The following is a 19,081-nucleotide window of genomic DNA, read 5'->3' as shown; positions in this document are numbered from 1 at the left end:
ACAGCACAGAGCCAAAGCTCGCGAGTTTACAGGTCAAGCGCCGGAAATAAATATCCCGCCTCTTTATACCTACCACTTAGCGGAACGATTGAAGTGCCCTTGACAAGACTCCAACTCATCGGCATGATTCGCGGCCTATTTTGTTTGCTATTTCCTAAAAAGTCTTTCGAGGAGCTCGACGGTGGCCAACTCACCTTCCGCCAAAAAACGTGCAAAACAGGCTGAGAAGCGTCGCAGCCACAACGCCAGCCTGCGTTCCATGGTTCGTACCTACATCAAGAATGTAGTTAAAGCCATCGACGCAAAAGACGCTGAAAAAGCTCAAGCTGCATACGTTCTGGCTGTGCCAGTTATCGACCGCATGGCCGATAAAGGCATCATCCACAAGAACAAGGCTGCTCGTCATAAGAGCCGTCTGAATGGCCACGTCAAGGCACTGAAAGAAGCTGCCTAAGCGACGTAGTCATTAAAAAACCGACCTCAGGGTCGGTTTTTTATTGCCTGCAATTTGATAAACGCAGCACGAAAAAATATAGGAGCGAGCCTGCTCGCGACAGGCGCGTCAGTCAAAGTTGATCTCGACCGACACACCACTATCGCGAGCAGGCTCGCTCCTACAGTGGCTTTGCGTTGTTATTGCTGGACCGGCACCCACGGCAGGATCGGGATGGCCGTCACCGCATTCTGCGGACTGCCCTCGATCAGGCGATCGCTGTAGACCAGGTACACCAGCGTATTGCGCTTCTTGTCGAGGAAACGCACCACCTGCATGGTCTTGAACACCAGCGAGGTGCGCTCCTTGAATACCTCATCGCCATCCTTCAGATCACCCTTGAACTTGATCGGGCCGACCTGACGGCAAGCGATCGACGCTTCGGCGCGATCTTCCGCCAACCCCAGACCACCCTTCACCCCACCAGTCTTGGCACGCGACAGATAGCACGTCACGCCATCGACCTTCGGATCATCGAAGGCCTCCACCACGATCCGGTCATTCGGGCCGACGAACTTGAACACCGTCGACACCTGACCGATTTCCTCGGCCGAGGCCAGCAATGGCAACGCCATCAACAGCCCCAACAATCCTTTTGCCATGCGCATCGCGTTTTCCTCAGACCAGAATCAGGTTGTCACGGTGAACCAACTCCGGCTCAGCCATGTAGCCCAGCACGCCGACAATCGCATCCGACGACTGACCGATGATTTTTTGCGCTTCCAGAGCACTGTAGTTAGCCAGACCCCGGGCGATCTCACGACCGTCAGGCGCCACGCAAACCACCATTTCGCCGCGACGGAAGCTGCCCTGCACCAGCTTGACCCCCACCGGCAACAGACTCTTGTTGCCTTGCGACAACGCCGACACCGCGCCCTCGTCCAGCACCAGCGTGCCGCGGGTTTGCAGATGCCCGGCCAGCCACTGCTTGCGCGCCGCCAGCATGCCGCGCTCAGGCGACAGCAGCGTACCAATGCGCTCGCCAGCCTTCAGGCGATCGAGCACACGCTCAAGACGCCCACCCACAATGATGGTGTGCGCACCGGAACGCGCCGCCAGCCGCGCCGCGCGCAACTTGGTCTGCATGCCGCCACGCCCCAGCGCACCGCCGGTACCGCCCGCCACTGCATCCAGGGTCGGATCATCGGCGCGCGCTTCGTAGATCAATTGCGCGTCCGGGTTGTTACGAGGATCGGCATCGAACATGCCGTCGCGATCAGTGAGAATCACCAGCAGATCCGCCTCGACCAGGTTGGCCACCAGCGCCGCCAGCGTATCGTTGTCGCCAAAACGGATTTCGTCGGTGACCACCGTGTCGTTTTCGTTGATCACCGGGATGACCTTCAGCTCGACCAGGGCGCGCAAGGTGCTGCGGGCATTCAGGTAACGCTTGCGGTCGGACAGGTCGTCGTGGGTCAGGAGAATCTGCGCCGTATGCCGGCCATGCTCGGCAAAGCTTGATTCCCAGGCCTGCACCAGGCCCATCTGGCCAATCGCTGCGGCCGCCTGGAGCTCGTGCATCGCACTGGGTCGTGCGGTCCAGCCCAAGCGACTCATGCCGGCCGCCACTGCCCCGGAGGACACCAGCACCAACTCGACGCCAGCCTCATGCAAGGCCACCATCTGCTCGACCCAGACACTCATAGCCGCACGATCCAGCCCTTTGCCATCAGCTGTCAGCAAAGCGCTGCCGATCTTCACGACCCAACGCTGCGCACCTGTCACTTTGCTCCGCATCATCTTCAACCTTAGCTTGAGGACAGCGCGACCCAGCGCTGCCCGTGACGTTAATCGTGGCTATTGGTCACCAACGATCGATTTCCAGATACCAAAACGCCGCTCGATTGAGCGGCGTTCAAGTTTATCGCAACAGATCAGTCACGCACGTAAATGATTTCCGGACCGTCTTCATCATCCACATCTTCTTCGTCCCAGTCATCGTCGCCGATGTCATGGACCGACTTCACGCCGCTGCGACGCAGGGCACGCTTGTCATCCAGCGCCTGAAGCTGCGCACGGGCTTCGTCTTCGATGCGCTGATCGAGATCGGCCAGCTCTTCCTTGTAGGCAGGGTCGTTGGCCAGGCGATCGGCACGATCTTCCAGATAACGCATGATGTCGCGCGTCAGGCGCTCGGTGCCTTCTTTGGCGATGGCCGAGATCACATAGACCGGACCTTCCCACTGCAGGCGCTCAACGATTTCCTTGACGCGCTCTTCGTGCTCCTCTTCGAGAATCTGGTCGCATTTGTTCAGCACCAGCCAGCGATCACGCTCGGCCAGCGACGGACTGAACTTGACCAGCTCGTTGACGATCACTTCAGCCGCATCCGGCGCACTGCTGTCATCCAGCGGCGCCATGTCGACGAGGTGCAGCAACAGACGGGTACGCGCCAGGTGCTTGAGGAAGCGAATGCCCAGACCAGCACCATCGGACGCACCTTCGATCAGCCCCGGAATGTCAGCGATGACGAAGCTTTTCCAGCGATCGACACTGACCACACCAAGGTTCGGCACCAGGGTGGTGAACGGGTAGTCGGCGACTTTCGGCTTGGCTGCCGAAACGGAACGGATAAAGGTACTTTTACCGGCGTTCGGCAAGCCCAGCAGACCGACGTCAGCCAGCACTTTCATTTCCAGCTTCAGGTCGCGCTGCTCACCCGGCTTGCCCGGTGTAGTCTGACGCGGCGCGCGGTTGGTACTGGATTTGAAACGGGTGTTACCCAGACCGTGCCAGCCGCCCTGCACCACCATCAGTTTCTGACCCGCCTTGGTCAGGTCGCCGATGACTTCCTGAGTGGCCGAGTCGATCACGGTGGTGCCGACCGGCACGCGCAGGATCAGGTCTTCACCCTTTTTACCGGTGCAGTCGGTGCTGCCGCCGTTGGAGCCACGCTCGGCATCGAAATGCCGGGTGTAACGGTAGTCCACCAGGGTGTTGAGGTTTTCGTCGGCCATCATGTAGATGGAACCGCCGTCACCGCCGTCACCGCCGTTCGGGCCACCGTTTTCAATGAATTTTTCCCGACGGAAACTCATGCAGCCATTGCCGCCGTCACCGGCTTTTACGCGGATCGATACTTCGTCTACAAACTTCATAACTCAACGCCTCTCGCCATACGGACGAGCCGAAAAACAATCAAGACATAAGACTCTTGCAAAAATGAGCGCAGCGACCCCAAAACACGACCTGCATCGCACGCCGACAGCCCATACAAACAGTTTTGCAAGAGACTCACCCCACAAACGAAAAAGCCCCGTCGCAAGACAGGGCTCTTCCAGCGATCTCGCGATTAAGCCGCGACAACGCTCACGTAACGACGACCGAAGGCGCCTTTTACTTCAAACTTGATCACGCCTTCGATTTTCGCGAAGAGAGTGTGATCTTTACCCATGCCAACGCCGTAGCCAGCGTGGAATTGGGTGCCGCGCTGACGCACGATGATGTTGCCGGCCTTGATGACCTGGCCGCCATACATCTTCACGCCAAGGCGTTTGGCTTCTGAGTCGCGACCGTTACGGGTACTACCACCAGCTTTTTTGTGTGCCATGAGTTCAATTCTCCTAGTGAGGAATTAGGCTGTAATTAAGCCTGAATACCGGTGATTTTGATCTCGGTGTACCACTGGCGGTGGCCCATACGCTTCATGTGGTGCTTACGACGACGGAACTTGATGATGCGGACTTTATCGTGACGACCTTGGGAGATCACTTCAGCCACAACGGTAGCGCCAGCAACAACTGGAGCGCCGATATTCACGTCGTCGCCATTGGCAACCAACAGAACGCGATCAAAGGTAACGGATTCGCCGGTAGCGACTTCCAGTTTTTCGATCTTCAGGTATTCACCTGGGGCGACTTTGTATTGCTTGCCGCCAGTAACGATTACTGCATAAGACATGGTATTTCTCCGATAATCCTGCTCACCCAGCTCTTTATAAGAAGAGGTATTGGCTGGCATGGCTGCATGGGGCTGGAACGGCCCAAGTGCAATTGCGTAAGGCAGGTGCTGCCCAGGAAGTTCAGGGTGCGCGATTGTACGCAAGCTGCCGCTGCCATGCAAGTGGCCGTCCATCGCGCCTTGACAGGCCCCGGTGTGGGTCCTAGCATGCCGCGCAACCCTTCTGGAGCGACTCTCGCTGATGCAACCCCAAGCTTTCTACCGCGCGGTGGCGGACGATTTTAGCGCCGTCGACGGCATCATCAAGAAGCAACTGACGTCCCGAGTGCCGCTGGTATCGAAAATCGGCGATTACATCACTTCGGCCGGCGGCAAACGCCTGCGTCCTTTATTAGTGTTGTTGTGTGGCAAGGCCCTGGGCCGCGAAGGCGATGACCTGCGCCTGCTGGCCGCCACCATCGAATTCCTGCACACCGCAACGCTGCTGCATGACGACGTCGTCGACATGTCCGGCATGCGCCGTGGCCGTTCGACCGCCAACGCCATGTGGGGCAACGCCCCGAGCGTGCTGGTCGGCGACTTCCTGTACTCGCGCTCGTTCGAAATGATGGTCGAACTGGGCTCGATGCCGGTGATGAAGATCCTGTCCCAGGCCACACGCATCATCGCCGAAGGCGAAGTGTTGCAGTTGTCCAAGGTTCGCGACGCCAGCACTACCGAAGAAACCTACATGGAAGTCATCCGCGGCAAGACCGCGATGCTCTTCGAAGCCTCGACCCACAGCGCCGCCGCACTGGCGGGCGCGACTGCCGAGCAGAGCGAAGCCCTGCGCACCTTCGGCGATCATCTGGGCGTGGCGTTCCAACTGGTCGACGACCTGCTCGACTACAAGGGCGACGCCGAGACCCTGGGCAAGAACGTCGGTGACGATCTGGCCGAAGGCAAGCCGACCCTGCCGCTGATCTATACCATGCGCGAAGGCACGCCAGAGCAGGCGGCACTGGTGCGTCAGGCGATCCAGAAGGGCGGGATCGAAGACCTGGAAAGCATCCGCATCGCCGTGGAAGCCTCGGGTTCGCTGGACTACACCGCACAACTGGCGCGTGATTATGTGGCCCGTGCAATCAAGTGCCTCGATGCGCTGCCGGCCAGCGAGTACCGCGATGCACTGGTTGAATTGAGTGAGTTTGCGGTCGCCCGCACGCACTGATTACCGCGCAATCAAACAGCCGCAGCCTTCCCCCGAAGCCTGCGGCTTTTTGTTGCCTGCCCACCAAGCGCTAAAACCTTATACAATGTGCGACTTTTAGCGAACCACATCCCTCAAGGAGCCTTAGTGAGCACGTTGCCACCCTGCCCGAAATGCAATTCCGAATACACCTACGAAGACGGTGCCCAACTGATCTGCCCTGAGTGCGCCCACGAGTGGTCGGCCAGCGGCGAAGCCGAAGTGGCGTCCGATGATGCCGTGAAGAAGGATTCGGTTGGCAACGTCCTGCAGGATGGCGACACCATCACCGTGATCAAGGACCTGAAGGTCAAGGGCACCTCGCTGGTGGTCAAGGTCGGCACCAAGGTCAAGAACATCCGCCTGTGCGATGGCGACCACGACATCGACTGCAAGATCGACGGCATCGGCCCAATGAAGCTCAAATCCGAGTTCGTCAGAAAAGTCTGATCCGGCTGTCAGCCATCCCGCGCCCGGCGCGGGATGGTGCTTCGCCCTCCCCGCCTTGCCCCTGCACGCACACGTAATAGCCAGACGCCAGCCGTTTTGACCTTACGCAATCTTTACCCGGAAAAAATCCCGATCCGCCAATAGGCACTTGCTATTTGACGAATAAGAATTATTCTCATTGAAACCTTTCAAGGAGATGAGACCCATGACTTATTTGATCGACGCCTGGCTGGATCGTCCACACCCTTACCTCAGGATCCTGCATCGGGAAACCGGAGAAGTCTGTGCGGTACTGGAAGAAGATGCCCTGCATGAGCTGCAGGATCAGGGCGATCTGGACGTCAGCAGCCTGAATTCGAGCGAACCGCTGGTGCTCAAGGAGCTGGTGCGCAATCTGTTCCTGTTCTGCTATGCCCGGGCCTTGCGCCCGACCCATGAGCTGAATCACAAGATCGAAATATGAAGCCCCAAAAAAATTGTAGGAGTGAGCCTGCTCGCGATAGTGGCATATCAGGCAACTGAGTAGTCGACTGAACAGACGCCATCGCGAGCAGACTCACTCCTGCATTAGCCCGCCATCAAGGCAGGCCTGGCATTACAGAACGTCCAGCAACTCGACGTCGAATACCAGCACGCTGTGCGGCGGGATGCTGCCAACGCCTTGCGCGCCGTAAGCCAGTTCGCTCGGCACGTACAGACGCCATTTGCTGCCGGCATTCATCAGTTGCAGGGCTTCGGTCCAGCCAGCGATCACGCCGCCGACCGGGAATTCAGCAGGCTGGCCACGCTCGTAGGAGCTGTCGAACACAGTGCCGTCGATCAGGGTGCCGTGGTAATGAGTACGCACGGTGTCTTCACGGGATGGCTTGGCGCCTTCGCCCTGGGTCAGCACTTCGAATTGCAGGCCGGAAGCCAGGGTCGTGATGCCTTCACGCTTGGCGTTTTCAGCCAGGAAAGCCAGGCCTTCACCAGCAGCCGCTTCAGCTTTGGCCGCCGCTTCGGCTTGCATGATCTCGCGGATCACTTTGAAGCTGGCGGACATTTCTTCCTGACCCACACGGCTTGGCTTGCCGCCGAACGCGTCGGTCAGACCAGCCAGGATGGCGTCCAGGCTGACACCCGGTGGCGGGTTGTCGCGCAGCTGGTCACCCAGCTGACGGCCGATGCCGTAGCTGACGCGGGTTTCGTCGGTGGACAGATTTACTTCGGACATGACACTGCTCCGCTGTGCGGACGGCCACAAGACTTGCCGTGCGTGCACAGCGCGTCCCGGCGCGCCCGGAACCAAAAGGGCGAGCAGACTAGCACAGATGCCGAACCTGTGTGTGGCAGGCCCTACAGGGCCGAGCGCCAGGCTAGCGGCACTTTCAGGCTCTCATCAACGCTGCCACCCAGGCCGCACATTTCATCGTGCACCGAGGTGTGTACAAGGTTGAACGGCAACAACGGAAAGTTATGCAGCAGATCCCGCGCATGCTCCACTGATCGCAACGTCAGCATGTTGCCTTTGAGATCACTCAACGGATACGCCGCCCCGTGCATCCGCGCTTCCAGCAGATAAATCCCGCCTTCCATGGAGATCAGGTTCAGCTCATCAACCTTCCTGGCGATGGCAAACGCATTCAGCTCTTGCAGGTTCATGAACGCACCTCACGCAGTGGCGAATCAGGACCTCTACAGGGATATGCCCGCGCGCACCAAAGCACAAGCCACAAACGACACCGCCCGTCTGTTTCGCAACAGACGGGCGGTGTTTTGGCAGTGATCAATTAATGATCAGTGCTTGGTGACCTTGTCCAGATAACCCATGGCGAACGCCGAGATCACGAAGGTCATGTGGATGATCACGTACCACATCAGGTGCTCGGGATCGACGTTCTTGGCGTCCATGAAGATGCGCAACAAGTGGATCGAGGAAATCGCCACGATCGACGCCGCCACTTTCATCTTCAGCGACGAAGAGTCCATGGTGCCCAGCCAGTTGAGCTTTTCCTTGTTGTCGTCGATGTCCAGCTGCGAGACGAAGTTTTCGTAACCGGAAATCATCACCATCACCAGCAGGCCGCCAACCAGCGCCATGTCGATCAGCGAGAGCAGCACCAGGATCAGGTCCGATTCGGCCATCGAGAACACGTTGGGGATGACGTGGAAGACTTCCTGGAAAAATTTCAGTGCCAGCGCCAGCAACCCGAGGGACAGGCCGAAGTAGATCGGCGCCAGCAGCCAGCGCGAGGCGTACATTGCGTTTTCGAAAAAGCGTTCCATTGAATCTCACACAAGGGGGGGTTGTAATCGGGGGCGAGTATAACAGCCAGCTGTGACAGCCAGAAACCGCCCGGCTCGCACCTCCGATCACCGCGACCTGCGTGTGTGTGCGATTTTTTTTCTGCTACTGTCCAAACCATTGACCGCCTAGCGAAAGTGGACAGGACGATTGGAAATGGATGTGCGATTACCGTTGAAGACTGCCGGAATTTGCCTCGCTCTGCTGCTGGGTGGCTGCTCTCCCGGCGAAGAGCAAAAACCCTCGGTCAGCCTCGACGCGAAGACGGCAACGTTCGAACACTCACTGGACGCCATTACCGACCCGAAACTCAAGGATGCCGTAACCGAACTCGGCGGCTCACTGCTGCTGCTCGAACGCGCGCGACTCAAGCTCGACAGCACCGAGCTGAAAACCGTCCACGGCGAAGACACCCTCGGCATCCTCAAGCACTACCCTTCCCCACAGGCGCTGGTCGATACGCTCATCAACGGTCTGTTCGTGCTGCACAAGGACGCCAGCTCCGATTACCTCACCGACCTGCAACCGGTATTCCCCTTCAACCTCAACGTTCCCGGTGGCTTCCCGTTTCCCCATGGCGTGGAATGGCAATCGGTGACGTTGAGCAATAAACGCGTGATCGCCTGGCAGCCGGAGTGGTCGGAAACCGACCCGGGCATTCAGCTCAGTCCTTCCAGCTCCAACGTCACCCACCCCGATGACCTGACCGTCACCTACCCGTTCATCGACGGTCTGAACGTGGACAAGAAAACCCAGCCGCAACCGGTGAGCCTGCAAGGCAAAGTCGAAGTCATCACCCCGCGCCGCCTGTTCAGCTTCAACCTGAGCCAGAAGGACGTCGGCCAGACTCGCACCGACGACAACCTCAGCGTCACCCTGCTGAAGCTGGAAAAGAACTACGCCGAAGTCGAATTCAGTAACAGCCTGCCACTGGCCCCCGAGGTCCAAGGGGTGCAGCTCAATCCGTTGATCGTTCAGGCCCGCGACAGCACCGGGCAATACCTGGTGCGCGCCGGTTCGATCAACGAGAGCCCGGCACAAGTGGCTTTCTACGAGAAACAACTGGCGCATCTGCAACAGCAGAAAACCTGGAGCGAAACCCTGGAAAAACAGTTTGAGGACGACCAGCAGGCCTTCGAGCAACAGCACCCGCGCCGTTACAACAAGGTCTACTTCAACGGCCCTGTCGAGACCCTGGAAGTCAGCGTGCTCGACTTCTCATCGGCGACCGTGACCCGCAAGGCGCTGGACCTGCCGGTGCGCACGTTCAGTCAGCACACCACGGAAAAAGCCATCCAGCCGCTGGACCCGGCGGTGGTGGTCTATGACGATCTGGCGCCGAACTGGCTCAAGGGCGCGAGCCTCACCGAGGAAGCGTTGAAGGCCGGCATCCGCATTCATCAGTCGGTGGAGGATCCGAGCGCTGCACGCATCGAGTTCTCTCACTGGCGGACCTTCAACGATGAGCTGCTCGGCGATGATTTCAGCCCGGGTGAAAGCCCGGTCACGTTCTTCACCGAGAAACGCAGCGGCAAACTCGATGAGCCGATCGAACTGCCGCCCGAGGCGTATCAAGTCGATCCGCTGCAGGCGACCATCACTTACGATTTGAACCTGTTCCCGGAAACCCCGGCGATTGCCGTGGGTTCGATGCCGTTGTTTCTCGCCAGCGTGGAGAAAAAATCCTACGACGCCAAGTCGCTGCCCAAAGGCCTGGAGATCAAGAACAACACGCTGGTGGTCGACCTGAAAAAGTTCCCGGCCAACGCCTGGCGGTTCTTTGTCAAAGACGACAGCGGCAACTACCTGAAACAGATTCTGTCGGTCAGTCATGACGCGAGTGCGGAAGGTCCGGCGCTGTTCGGCGTGCATTACTTCTATGGCCGTCCAACGCACGTGGAGACCTATCAGCGAACTGAACTCAATACCGTGCAATACGGTTTTGAGGTCAAACTCGACAAGGCGCAGTTGCCCGACACTGCGCCGTGATTGCGCCTAATGGTCGAACATGCCGACCGTACGCCCACGCCCACCATTGATCTGACGAAGTTGGGCTTGCAGGTGCAGGCTCCAGATCTGCGGATCGTCGGCCAGTTCGTAACCATGCATCGTCAGGCTTTCGACGATGGTGTCGAGAATCGACTCGGCGGCGACCGGCCCGTGAAACGGGCCCTGGGCCTTGATGGCGGAAGGTTGTTCACCGGCCATGCCGGCAGCGAAGAGCAAGGTCCACATGCCGTTATCGCCGGCCAACGGCTTGATGGCGCACTCGATACGGGTCACAAGACCCAGGCATTGACGGGTGAGGCAGAGGTTGCGCGACATGGCGGCGACCCTCGGTAAAGCCGGTGTTCAGCCCTCACGCGAAGGCTGTTTCGATCCAGTGATACTGTCGATGTCCTTGAGCTGAGAATAGAAGAAAAGTCTGCCGAGCAAGCCGGATAGAACCAGAAGGCGCCGAATGGTCATTGTGTGAATATTGGCGTCAGAGTAGTGGCGCTTTTCCCGAAGATCACCGCAAAAACAAATGCAGGAGTGAGCCTGCTCGCGATAGCGGTGTATCAGTCAAAGCCACAGTGACTGATGAATTGCTATCGCGAGCAGGCTCACTCCTACAGTTTGCCCGGGTTAAGGCTTATGCCGGTTTGGCCTCTGCCAACGCCTCCTGCGCCAGCTCCTTCTCGGCTTCTTTCAGGTCCTCTTCGCTGATCATCTCGGCAATCACCCGCAGACGCTCCACCACCCGCGCGTTGACGCTGCCTTCGGGGAACTGACCGTCAGCATCCGGTGCACCGGCCGGTTCACCGACCAGCAGGCTCAACGCCTCGTCCGCCTGACGCACGGCGTACACGTGGAACTGCCCGGCGCGCACCGCCGCCAGGACCTTTTCGTCGAGCATCAGCGTGGCGACGTTGGCCTGCGGAATGATCGCGCCCTGCTCGCCGGTCAGCCCGCGTGCTTCGCAGAGGCGGAAGAAGCCCTCGATCTTCTCGTTGACCCCGCCGACCGCTTGTACTTCGCCAAACTGGTTGATCGAACCGGTGATCGCGAAGCACTGCTTGAGCGGGGTTTTCGACAGCGCCGAAATCAGCGTGCACGCCTCGCCCAGCGACGCACTATCACCATCGACATAACCGTAGGACTGCTCCAGGGCGATACTCGCGGAAATCGCCAACGGGAATTCCTGCGCGTAACGGCTGCCCAGATATCCGGTGAGGATCATCACGCCTTTGGAGTGGATCGGCTGGCCAAGGTTGACCTCGCGCTCGATGTCGACGATGCCGCTGCCGCCCGGATACACCGTGGCGGAGATCCGCGCCGGCACACCGAACGCCGAATCGCCGACTTCCAGTACGGTCAGCCCGTTGCATTTGCCGACCGCTGCGCCGTCGGTGTCGATCAGGATGATCCCGGCGAGCATGTCGTCGAGAATCCGCGCCGACACCCGCCCGGTACGCGTGGCTTTGGCTTTCAGTGCGCGCTCGATATGCCCGGCGTCGGTCATTTCATCGCCGGCCAGGTGACGGATGAAATCCGCTTCGCTGACCAGTTGGAACAGATCGCCGATACGCGCCGACAAACGTCCCTGATGCTCGGCCAGCCGCGCGCTATAGGTCGCCAGACGGGCCACCGCATCGGCGGTCAGCGGCGCCATGCCTTCTTCCGACGTGCGGGTTTTCAGCAACTGGGCAAATTGCTCCAGGCTTTCGTCGACCATCGGGATGTCTTCGTCGAAATCGACCAGCACGCGGAACATCTCCTGGAAGTCCGGATCGAGATCCTGCAGCGTGTAATACAGCTGCCGCGCGCCAATGATGATGACTTTGACCTGTAACGGAATGTGCTGCGGGTTGAGGGTCATGGTCGCGAAACGGCCCATCTCCCCCAGAGGCGATTCCATTTTCAGCTTGCGCGATTGCAGGGCGCGTTTCAGCGCATCCCACACGAACGGCTCGCTGAGCATTTTTTCCGCTTCCAGAATCAGGAAGCCGCCATTGGCGCGGTGCAGCGCCCCCGGACGCAACTGCCGATAGGTGGTGTAGAGCGCCCCCTGATCAGTGGTGTACTCGATGCGGCCGAACAGGTTTTCGTAGGTCGGGTGCGGCTCGAACACCACCGGCGCACCGCCGCTGGCCGGATGCCCGACCACCAGGCTCGGGGCGTATTGCTCTTCGAGCAGCTTGCGCGCAACGGCGTCGGTCTTGCTGTCGTCGACCAATTGCTCGACCACGGTTTTCAGCAGATATACCTGCATGGCTTGCAGGTAACCGCAGACCGCAGCGTTCTCCGCGTATTTCTCCGACAGCGGCGAGAGCAATGGCTGCAAGGCCAGGGTGATGGTTTCTTCGTTGAGCTGACGCAGTTGATTGTTCGATTCACGCTTCCACTGCGGCAGGCTGGCGAGTTCTTCGTTCAGGCGCTCCTCGAGGCCGGAAATGTCATCGTGGAAACGCTCGCGATCGGCTTCCGGCAACTGCGCGAACTCCGCCTCATCCAGCGCCTTGCCGTCGAGCATCGGGGTGAAGGCGATGTTGCTGCTGTCGCGGTACAGGGCGACGTCTTTTTCCAGGGCCAGACGCTCGATGATGTCGAGGGCCTTGTCATAGCGCTGATTGAAAGCGCGGTCGATGGCGCTTTTCTTTTGCTGGTAGGACGGGTGCTCGAACACTGCCGGAAACGTCGCCAGCAGGTTGTCGATCAGACCGTTGATGTCGCCGATGAACGAACCGGCAGTGCCCGATGGCAACTCCAGTGCGCGCGGCTCGCGCGGCTCGTCGAAATTGTTCACGTAAACCCAGTCCGCCGGGGTCTGCAGGCGTTTGCCTTCGGCTTTCAGGTAGCGTTTGACGAACGAGAAGCGCCCGGTGCCGGGCTCGCCCATGACAAAGACGTTGTAACCGGGGCGTGGCATGGCCACACCGAACTGCAAGGCTTCGACCGCGCGTTCCTGGCCGAGCACACCGCGAAAGGGCTCCAGATCATTGGTGGTAGTGAAGCTGAACTGTTCAGCGGAAAACGGACGAGTCAGCGCTTCGGGCGCTATACGCAGGCTGGCAGCAACAGGATCAGGCATCGGACTTCCTTAACAATCAGGCGGGGCAGATAGCGGCATTCTGGCGCCGCCCGTGCCCCACTGGCAAGGCGCGCCATCTGCCAAAGCATAGACAACCGGCCCTCTGCGCAGCAGGTTCCCTGAAACCGGGGCTATTACCGAATCTTTTGTAAAAAATCACGGAACCGTTAGAACGTGCCTAAACTCCAAACTGCGCGGCTGGAACTAATACTGGCCCACTGGCTTCGTTTGGGTCTGTTTCGTACAGAGCTTGGGGGGCCAGAACCCTGTCCATTGGTATGCACACAAAGAGAACAAAGATATGAAACGGATTCTTCTCGGTACTCTCTTCACCGCTGTATCCATCAACGCAATGGCGCAAGCCCCGGGCGGCCCGGATTGCGGTTGGGGCAACATGCTGTTCGAAGGTCAGCGTGGCACCCCGGCGCACTTCCTCGCTTCCACCACCAACGGCACTTCCGGTAACGCCACGTTCGGCATGACGTCCGGCACCAACGGTTGCTCCACCAACGCGTCGCTGACGTACGGCGGCAAATCCTGGTTCGCCATGAATGGCATGATGAACGAACTGTCCGAAGACATGGCCAAAGGCAACGGCGAAGCGCTGACGACTTATGCCGTGGTACTGGGTGTGGCGCCGGAAGACCGTGCGCACTTCGCTGCCGTCACTCACGAACACTTCCAGCAGATCTTCAGCAAGGCTGACGTGACCGCTGAAGACGTGCATACCAACACTCTGGCCGTGCTGAAATCAGACCCACGTCTGGCCAAGTACGCGACTCAGGCTTAAGCTCGACCCCGCCCGCTTCCTTCGGGAAGCGGGTTTTGTTTTTGAATGCAATCAGTCCGCTGTGACGCTGAACCTGTGGCGAGGGGATTCATCCCCGTTCGGCTGCGAAGCCGTCGCCAAACCCGTGCATGCGCTGTATCTGATGCATTGGGAATTCAGGTTCCGGGGCCGCTTCGCAGCCCAACGGGGATGAATCCCCTCGCCACAGGGTGGAGTGATTACACCCCGATCCGGGTTTTATTTTCTTTCGACTTAAGTTGCCACCTATGCTCAAACGCCTTGCCTGGCTGGCGCTCTGTGTCTGCGCCCCGCTATCCGCCGCGCCTCACATCGACCCTCAACGTTTGCAGCAACTGGCCAACGATCGTTTCTGGATTTCCCTCGGTCACTACGAAACCGCCAAGCTTGGCGGCTGGCGCAGCTATGTCAGCGACAAGAAGTTCTTCCTCGCGCCCGATGGCAACGAACACCCCGACCGTGAACTGGCCGCCACCGTGCAAGCGCTGTACGCCCCGGCCAGTCTCGGCGAACAACACGCGCAGTGCGTCTACCCGGCGCGCACGCGCTGGCTGAAGGCACAGCTCAATCTCAGCGATCTGCCGACGCCGGAATGCGCCGAATACAAAAAATGGTTCAAGGATGTCTCGCCGCACAGCGCGGTGATGATTTTTCCGGCGGCTTATCTCAACAGTCCTTCGTCGATGTTCGGCCACACCTTGCTGCGCATCGACCAGGCTGATGTGCAAGCCGACAAGACTTCACTGCTGAGTTACGCGATCAACTTCGGCGCCTACATCGAAGGCTCGGACAACAGCATCCTCTACGCCTGGAAAGGCTTGATGGGCGGCTATCCGGGGCTGTTCGCGCTGGTGCCCTATCAGGAAAAACTCTCCGAATACCGCAGCCTGGAAAACCGCGACTTGTGGGAGTACCGGCTGAACCTGACGCAGGAAGAAACCGCACGCATGGTCGAACATGTGTGGGAGCTGAAGCAGATCCAGTTCGACTATTTCTTCTTCGACGAAAACTGCTCGTATCGCCTGCTTGAGCTGCTGCAAGTGGCACGGCCGAGCCTGCGTCTGACCGAGCAATTTCCGCTGACCGCCATCCCCACCGACACGGTCAAAGCGGTGAAGGAAGCCGGGCTGGTGGAAAGTATCGAGTACCGCCCGTCCCGCGAGCGTGAACTGCTCAGCCGTGCCGAGCCGTTGAACAGTGACGAACAGCAATGGGTGCTGAAAGTCAGTGCCGATCAACAGGTGTTGCAGGACCCGGCGTTCAAAACGCTGCCCCGTGACCGCCAAGCATTGATCATCGACGCGGCATATCGCCTGGAGCGCTACCGCGCCAACGGTCAGGAACGCGACTCGCAACGGGCACAGCGCAGCTTCGAACTGCTACGGGCGATCAACAAGAATCCGGCGCCGGAGCTGGACATCCCGCAACCCGGCCTGCCCGAGGACGGCCACGAATCACGCACCTGGCAGGCCGGTCTCGGCACCCGAGGCGACCGCGCCTTCGGCGAATACGGCTTGCGCATGGCTTACCACGACCTCAACGACAACGCCGAGAGCTTCCCGCTCGGCGCGCAGATCGAGATCCTCCAGATGAAACTGCGCCAGTACGAAGGCAACCAGTGGCAGTTCCAGCAACTGGATCTGGCGACCATCCGCTCGCTGACCCCGCGCAATGAGTTGTTGCAGCCGTTGTCATGGCAAGTCACCGGCGGCCTAGAGCGTGTGCCCGGCAAGCACGATGACGAAACCCTGGTCAGCCACGTCAACGGTGGCGGTGGCGGCACCTGGCAACTGGGCGAAGACATGCTCGGCTTTGCCCTCGGCACCGTGCGCATCGAGCACAACAATGACTTCGCCGGTTTCATCACCCCGGCGGCCGGTTTCAACAGCGGCGTGCTGTGGAAAAACCCGCTGGGCAATCTCAGCGTCGAGGCCAAGGGCGATTATTTCACCAACGGCGAAGTGCGCCGCAGCCTGAGCCTGAACCAGCAGTGGGAGCTGTCGCGCAACCTCGGTGTGCGCCTGAGTGCGCAGCGTGAGTTCAGCCATCTCGCGACCCCGGAAACAGAGGTCATGCTTGAAGTGAAGTGGTATCACTACTGATCTGAAGCCCGACAAATTCCCCCTGTGGGAGCGAGCAGGCTCGCTCCCACATTTGGTCTTGTGGTGTTAATGGATTTTTCACGGGGCTTCGACAGCCGTGTCATGAATCAGCTTCTAGACTTTCCCCATAAGCCGGACAACCGGCGCGGGAGAGTGCGATGTGGCGGTGTGCGGGACTGTTGGGTGTTGTGCTGTTACTGGGCGGTTGCCAGACCACCCATGAAGATTTGATCGCCAGAGGTTATCCACCGGCCTTCGCCGATGGTTTTGACGATGGTTGCGTCAGCGGACGGCAAGCCGCCGGCTCGATCAGTGGCGAGTTTCGCAAGAACGTGCCGCGCTATCTCAAGGACAAGCAATACGCCGAAGGCTGGACCGACGGCTTTCGCCAGTGTCAGGCGATGCTGGAGAACAAGGATCGCGAGGCGTATCGCAACGAGCACTGGGACGAACGCGAGCGTGCCTGGCAGCAGCAGAAAGATCAGGACGCCGGACGAGCCTATCGCTCGCAATAGGTCGTTTCCAGACATCCAGTGAAACCAAATGCCGGCGACCATGGACCAATTCCTATCACAGGAGGACACCATGAGCCGCGCTTTCGTCAACGAAGACAACGCCGCCGCGCAAGCCGATCAGCCCGTCGAACGGCAGGTCAGCGCGCAGCCCAATTACGTCACACCACAAGGCCTGGCACAGTTGCAGGCCAAAGTCGCCGACTTGCAGACCCTGCACGCCGAACAATCAGCCAAAGGCGAGCAGGCCGACAAGCAGCGTCTGGCCGATCTGGAACGGGATCTGCGCTATTTCAATCAGCGCCTGAGCAGTGCGCAGGTCGCCGCCCCTGCGACGTCTACCGACAAGGTGCAGATCGGCAGCTGGGTGACTTATGCCGACGAACACAACACCGAACGCCGAGTGCAACTGGTCGGCGAAGATCAGGCCGACGCCAGTCAGGGCCTGATCAACTGGGCCTCGCCGTTGGGCCGGGCATTGCTCGGTGCCCGGCTCAATGACGAAGTGCTGTGGCAGCGCCCCGCTGGCGATCAGATGATCGAAGTGATCCGCATCGAAGCGGGTTAAACCACGCCTTGGGCGAGCATCGCATCGGCGACTTTGACGAAACCGGCGATGTTCGCGCCTTTGACGTAGTTGACCTGGCCGTTCTCTTCACCGTAATGCACACAGGCGTGGTGGATCGACTGCATGATCGCGTGCAGCTTGCTGTCCACCTCACCCGCCGTCCACAGCAGGCGCATGGCGTTCTGCGACATCTCCAGACCGCTCACCGCAACCCCGCCGGCGTTGGACGCCTTGCCCGGCGCAAACAGAATGCCGGCCTCGATGAAGATATCCACAGCCGCAAGCGTCGTCGGCATATTGGCGCCTTCGGCCACGCACACGCAGCCGTTGCGCAGCAGGGTTCGCGCAGCCTCGGCGTCGAGTTCGTTCTGGGTGGCGCAAGGCAGCGCGATGTCGCAGGCCAGCGACCACGGCAACTGCCCGGCGCGGAATTCCAGGCCAAACGCGGTCGCCAGCTCGCTGATGCGTCCGCGCTTCACGTTCTTCAACTCCAGCAACGCCAGCCATTGCTCTTCGCTCAGGCCGGACTCGCAGTACAGCGTGCCTTCGGAGTCGGACAAGGAAATTACTTTGCCGCCGAGGTCCATGACCTTGCGCGCCGCGTACTGGGCGACGTTGCCCGAACCGGAGATCGCCACGCGTTTGCCTTCGACGGCCTGCCCGCGGCGCTTGAGCATTTCTTCAGCGAAATACACACAACCGAAACCGGTGGCTTCCGGGCGAATCAGGCTGCCGCCGTAGGTCATGCCCTTGCCGGTCAACACGCTGGTGAACTGGTTGCTCAGGCGTTTGTACTGGCCGAACAGGAAACCGATCTCCCGCGCACCGACGCCGATATCGCCGGCCGGCACGTCGACGTCGGCGCCGATGTGGCGGTACAACTCGCTCATGAACGCCTGGCAGAAACGCATGACTTCGGCATCGCTCTTGCCCTTTGGATCGAAGTCCGAACCGCCCTTGCCGCCGCCCATGGGCAGCGAGGTCAGGGAGTTCTTGAAGGTCTGTTCGAAGGCGAGAAACTTCAGCACGCCCATATTCACCGAAGGATGGAAGCGCAAGCCGCCCTTGTACGGGCCGATGGCGCTGTTCATTTGAATACGGAAACCGCGATTGACCTGGACCTTGCCCTGATCGTCGACCCACGACACACGGAACACCACTGCGCGCTCCGGCTCGCAGATGCGCTCGAGAATGCCCGAGGTCAGGTAACGCGGATTGGCTTCGAGAAACGGCCACAGACTGCGCAAGACTTCTTCGACGGCCTGGTGGAATTCGGGTTGATCCGGGTCGCGTTTTTGCAGCCGGGCGAGGAAGGATTCGACGGATTCGATCATGGGAAAAGTCTCGGCAAATTTATTGTCGTTGGAAGCGATTGAGCCGGACTGTAGCAAACGATTTGCGCACAGGAACAGCGCAAAATGTCGCAGTTATGAAATTAAATGGTGCACAGGATATAAATCAGGCGGTTTTTTTGGGCTTTTTGCACCTGTATGGTGATTCTACATTTGAGTTATGCACCAACAGTTATACCGCCTTCGCGCGCAAGCTCGCTCCCACATTTGAAATGCGTTCCCCTGTGGGAGCGAGCTTGCTCGCGAAGGGGTCGCGACTCGGTCCCGCTGACAAAACCCGGGCAAAAAAAACGGAGCCCGAAGGCTCCGC

20 protein-coding genes are annotated in these 19,081 nt (G+C 59.5%); 9 read left to right on the top strand and 11 right to left on the bottom strand.

The genetic code is table 11. From position 1 onward, the window contains the following. The first annotated feature begins 181 nt into the window (after positions 1–181). Positions 182–454 (top strand): 30S ribosomal protein S20, encoded by a 273-nt coding sequence (gene rpsT / locus K5Y35_RS11750; protein WP_003228351.1) that lies wholly within the window; start codon positions 182–184, stop codon positions 452–454. 179 nt (positions 455–633) lie between these two features. On the opposite strand, the gene K5Y35_RS11745 is transcribed toward rpsT, so the two are convergent. The 5 genes from K5Y35_RS11745 to rplU form a co-directional block, all read right to left on the bottom strand. Continuing rightward, positions 634–1,101, bottom strand: a complete 468-nt coding sequence (locus K5Y35_RS11745) for a CreA family protein (protein WP_123464013.1) — start codon at positions 1,099–1,101, stop codon at positions 634–636. 10 nt (positions 1,102–1,111) lie between these two features. Continuing rightward, a complete protein-coding gene (gene proB, locus K5Y35_RS11740) occupies positions 1,112–2,230 on the bottom strand; it encodes a glutamate 5-kinase (RefSeq protein ID WP_027612826.1) in 1,119 nt (372 codons plus the stop codon). Positions 2,231–2,367: 137 nt separating this feature from the next. Then, positions 2,368–3,591, bottom strand: coding sequence for an Obg family GTPase CgtA (gene cgtA / locus K5Y35_RS11735; RefSeq protein ID WP_064589260.1), 1,224 nt, complete (start codon positions 3,589–3,591; stop codon positions 2,368–2,370). A gap of 194 nt (positions 3,592–3,785) precedes the next feature. Further along, the gene (gene rpmA, locus K5Y35_RS11730) at positions 3,786–4,043 is read right to left on the bottom strand and encodes a 50S ribosomal protein L27 (RefSeq protein ID WP_003228360.1); all 258 of its coding nucleotides are present in this window, start codon (positions 4,041–4,043) and stop codon (positions 3,786–3,788) included. Between the two features lie 35 nt (positions 4,044–4,078). After that, entirely contained in the window at positions 4,079–4,393 is a 315-nt protein-coding gene (rplU, locus tag K5Y35_RS11725) for a 50S ribosomal protein L21 (protein WP_007950961.1), read from the bottom strand. A 241-nt stretch (positions 4,394–4,634) separates the two neighbouring features. Here rplU and K5Y35_RS11720 point away from each other — a divergent pair, with 241 nt between their 5' ends. From K5Y35_RS11720 to K5Y35_RS11710, 3 genes are all read left to right on the top strand, one after another. After that, entirely contained in the window at positions 4,635–5,603 is a 969-nt protein-coding gene (locus K5Y35_RS11720) for a polyprenyl synthetase family protein (RefSeq protein WP_123464010.1), read from the top strand. Positions 5,604–5,729: 126 nt separating this feature from the next. Beyond that, on the top strand, positions 5,730–6,071 hold the full coding sequence (locus K5Y35_RS11715) for a zinc ribbon domain-containing protein YjdM (protein WP_025108781.1): 342 nt from the start codon (positions 5,730–5,732) through the stop codon (positions 6,069–6,071). A gap of 205 nt (positions 6,072–6,276) precedes the next feature. Further along, positions 6,277–6,534 (top strand): hypothetical protein, encoded by a 258-nt coding sequence (locus K5Y35_RS11710; RefSeq protein WP_123464008.1) that lies wholly within the window; start codon positions 6,277–6,279, stop codon positions 6,532–6,534. Positions 6,535–6,666: 132 nt separating this feature from the next. Here the strand turns inward: K5Y35_RS11710 and K5Y35_RS11705 are convergent, their stop codons facing one another. The 3 genes from K5Y35_RS11705 to K5Y35_RS11695 form a co-directional block, all read right to left on the bottom strand. Beyond that, positions 6,667–7,284 carry an FKBP-type peptidyl-prolyl cis-trans isomerase gene (locus K5Y35_RS11705; protein WP_123464005.1) on the bottom strand — a complete coding sequence of 206 codons (618 nt, stop codon included), beginning with the start codon at positions 7,282–7,284 and terminating at the stop codon, positions 6,667–6,669. Between the two features lie 122 nt (positions 7,285–7,406). Next, positions 7,407–7,712, bottom strand: coding sequence for a DUF6482 family protein (locus K5Y35_RS11700; RefSeq protein ID WP_123464003.1), 306 nt, complete (start codon positions 7,710–7,712; stop codon positions 7,407–7,409). 135 nt (positions 7,713–7,847) lie between these two features. Further along, positions 7,848–8,336 (bottom strand): TIGR00645 family protein, encoded by a 489-nt coding sequence (locus tag K5Y35_RS11695; RefSeq protein ID WP_003228371.1) that lies wholly within the window; start codon positions 8,334–8,336, stop codon positions 7,848–7,850. 175 nt (positions 8,337–8,511) lie between these two features. On the opposite strand from K5Y35_RS11695, the gene K5Y35_RS11690 reads away from it, so the two are divergent. Further along, entirely contained in the window at positions 8,512–10,344 is a 1,833-nt protein-coding gene (locus K5Y35_RS11690; protein WP_222834266.1) for a hypothetical protein, read from the top strand. A gap of 6 nt (positions 10,345–10,350) precedes the next feature. Here K5Y35_RS11690 and K5Y35_RS11685 read toward each other — a convergent pair whose 3' ends face one another. Together K5Y35_RS11685 and K5Y35_RS11680 are read right to left on the bottom strand one after the other, a co-directional pair. Next, the gene (locus tag K5Y35_RS11685; RefSeq protein ID WP_123463999.1) at positions 10,351–10,680 is read right to left on the bottom strand and encodes a hypothetical protein; all 330 of its coding nucleotides are present in this window, start codon (positions 10,678–10,680) and stop codon (positions 10,351–10,353) included. A 310-nt stretch (positions 10,681–10,990) separates the two neighbouring features. Beyond that, positions 10,991–13,429 (bottom strand): Lon protease family protein, encoded by a 2,439-nt coding sequence (locus tag K5Y35_RS11680; RefSeq protein ID WP_123463997.1) that lies wholly within the window; start codon positions 13,427–13,429, stop codon positions 10,991–10,993. 301 nt (positions 13,430–13,730) lie between these two features. Between K5Y35_RS11680 and K5Y35_RS11675 the strand changes: the two genes are divergently transcribed. The 4 genes from K5Y35_RS11675 (at position 13,731) to K5Y35_RS11660 (ending at position 17,419) form a co-directional block, all read left to right on the top strand. Then, the gene (locus K5Y35_RS11675; RefSeq protein WP_007909797.1) at positions 13,731–14,219 is read left to right on the top strand and encodes a DUF3015 domain-containing protein; all 489 of its coding nucleotides are present in this window, start codon (positions 13,731–13,733) and stop codon (positions 14,217–14,219) included. A gap of 266 nt (positions 14,220–14,485) precedes the next feature. Then, positions 14,486–16,339, top strand: coding sequence for a DUF4105 domain-containing protein (locus K5Y35_RS11670; protein ID WP_222834265.1), 1,854 nt, complete (start codon positions 14,486–14,488; stop codon positions 16,337–16,339). A 158-nt stretch (positions 16,340–16,497) separates the two neighbouring features. After that, entirely contained in the window at positions 16,498–16,854 is a 357-nt protein-coding gene (locus tag K5Y35_RS11665; RefSeq protein ID WP_222834264.1) for a hypothetical protein, read from the top strand. Positions 16,855–16,924: 70 nt separating this feature from the next. Continuing rightward, entirely contained in the window at positions 16,925–17,419 is a 495-nt protein-coding gene (locus K5Y35_RS11660; RefSeq protein ID WP_128616064.1) for a GreA/GreB family elongation factor, read from the top strand. Here K5Y35_RS11660 and gdhA read toward each other — a convergent pair. Next, the gene (gene gdhA, locus K5Y35_RS11655) at positions 17,416–18,753 is read right to left on the bottom strand and encodes an NADP-specific glutamate dehydrogenase (protein WP_222834263.1); all 1,338 of its coding nucleotides are present in this window, start codon (positions 18,751–18,753) and stop codon (positions 17,416–17,418) included. The two genes, K5Y35_RS11660 and gdhA, sit on opposite strands and share 4 nt — an antisense overlap. Between the last annotated feature and the right edge of the window lie 328 nt (positions 18,754–19,081).

It is taken from the genome of Pseudomonas sp. SC3(2021) (assembly GCF_019856535.1).
Taxonomy (GTDB): domain Bacteria; phylum Pseudomonadota; class Gammaproteobacteria; order Pseudomonadales; family Pseudomonadaceae; genus Aquipseudomonas; species Aquipseudomonas monsensis.
Note: the sequence above shows the minus strand (reverse complement) of the source record. Positions and strands in the feature narration are given on the sequence as shown.